Below are 2,239 nucleotides of genomic sequence, written 5' to 3'. Positions count from 1 at the left end.
GACGAATAAACAAGTGGCGAATATTAGAGGTCGATCACACTTTTGTCTAGTACAAAAACTCTCCATTTTCAATCTGTTATTGACAATATCCCGACAGTAGCGTCGGGATATTGTCGTTATGATAACTTATGATCACTTATGATGAGATACATTCACATTTAGGACGGTTTCAGCCTATTTTCTCAACGAATTGAGCTTAGCTTGAGCAAGGCCAAAAATGGTATCGATTGGATAAGAACCTTCATCGGTTGGCTCACCAGCAACTTTCCCCGTAAACAATTCGATAGCTTCAGTAACATGGTCAATCGCCCAAATATTAAACTCGCCTTTTTCGACTGCTTTCACGATGTCGGAACGAAGCATTAGATTGTGAACATTAGAGCGCGGAATAATGACCCCCTGCCCGTCATGACGACCTTTAATTACACACACATCATAAAATCCTTCGATCTTTTCGTTTACGCCACCAATAGGCTGAGCTTGACCAAATTGATTCATCGACCCTGTTATCGCAATGTCTTGTCGATTTGGTTGCTTTGAAAAAGCAGACACAACCGCACATAACTCAGCCATGCTGGCACTATCACCATCAACACCACCGTAAGATTGCTCAAAGGTAATGGTTGTCGTTAATGGCACTCGTGCCGTTTTACCAAATACGGAAGATAAGTAGGCAGACAAAATCATTACGCCCTTAGAGTGAATACTGCCTCCCAAATCCACGCTTCGCTCGATATCGATAACATCCCCATCACCGTAACACGTCGTCGCTGTGATGCGATTCGGTGCACCAAACATGTAGTCACTAGTGCTCAATACCGAAAGTGCGTTCACTTGGCCTACGGCTTCTCCTTCGGTGCGAATCAGCGTTGTGCCGTTAATAAAGGTTTCCATTACGTTATCGCGTAATCGGCTTACTCGCATTTCTTGGTTATTGAGCGCCTCTTCAACATGCCCAATACGGATCATGTTAGAGTTAGCTTGACGAGCCACGTAGTTCGACTCTCGAAGCAAGTTGGCGATATTAGCCGAATGTAGAGATAGCTTGGATTGGTCGCCAGACAAACGTGAGCTGTATTCGATGATTCGAGCAATGGCTTTGCGATCGCAATGCAGCATATTATTGTCATGCACCACGCTAGAGATAAAGCGCGCGTAATGCAGCTCAGACTCCGGCGTACGTTTCATTTCGTCTTCGAAATCTGCCGTCACGCGGAACAACTCGCTGAACTCTGGATCGTAATGTTGGAGTAATTGGTAAGTTCGGTAATCACCAAATAAGATAATTTTGATATCAAGCGGAATCGGTTCAGGATCGAGTGATACCGCCCCCGTCAATGTGACTTCTTTTTCTAGAGACGTAAAACTCAATTGACGAGCACGCAATGCGCGCTTCAAACCATCCCAAACGTAAGGCTGTTCAAGTACTTTCTGAGCATCCATTAATAGAACGCCGCCATTCGCCTTATGCAAGCTCCCTGCGCGAATCAGCGAGAAGTCGGTAAACACCGTTCCCTTGAAAGTGGCAGTCTCAATCGACCCGAAGAGTGAATGATAGTTGGGATTTTCTTCAACAACGATAGGAAATTCGCTGCTTTTACGGCTTACCAAGACGTTCACTTTATAACGACGTGGCAATTTTTTATCCAAGGATGCCGTCGCAATTTCGCCTTGCTCGCCACTTTGGTCAAGGAAGATATCTGCGTTTTCAACAATATCTTTTTGCAGCTCAGTTAAGTAGGTTTTGATTTCGGAATATTGCGCGTAATCCACTTTGAGTTTTTTGATGAAGTGAGTAATCACATCAAGCGTCACTTCATCATTGAGCTTTTTGATTTTATCGCTGTATGTCTCTTCCCACTCCGTAAGCTCACGAACCATCGAGCGCAATCGCACTTCGAGTTCATCAATAGCATCGCTGAATTGCTCTTGTTCTTTTTTGCTTAGTACATCAAAAGACTCTTCCGTATGAAGCTCATCACCGTTCATGGCGACAAACTGATAATCCCCCTGCGTAGTCAGTGTTAGGCTGATGCCCTTTTCTTTTGCCTCTCGACTAATACGATCCAGCTCGTTTTGTTGCTTAGCTGCCAATTGATTTTTTAATCGCTCAGCGCGGCTAAAGTACATTTCATTGTCGAATGCTAGGGGTAAAGCATTCAATAATTTGCCCATTAAAGCTTCAATATCAACACGTAGCTTATTTCCGATACCACAAGGCAACTTTAATACCTTTGGT

At 44.0% G+C, this 2,239-nt stretch carries 1 protein-coding gene; it reads right to left on the bottom strand.

Annotated features, from left to right (window positions below; all coding sequences use genetic code 11):
• Positions 1 to 174 precede the first annotated feature (174 nt).
• Positions 175 to 2,239 (bottom strand): Lon protease family protein (locus tag IQR33_RS20600; RefSeq protein WP_193843995.1); only part of this gene is annotated, 2,065 nt, incomplete at its 5' end.

It is taken from the genome of Vibrio sp. OPT46 (assembly GCF_015163535.1).
GTDB classification, from domain to species: Bacteria; Pseudomonadota; Gammaproteobacteria; order Enterobacterales; family Vibrionaceae; genus Vibrio; species Vibrio alginolyticus.
Note: the sequence above shows the minus strand (reverse complement) of the source record. Positions and strands in the feature narration are given on the sequence as shown.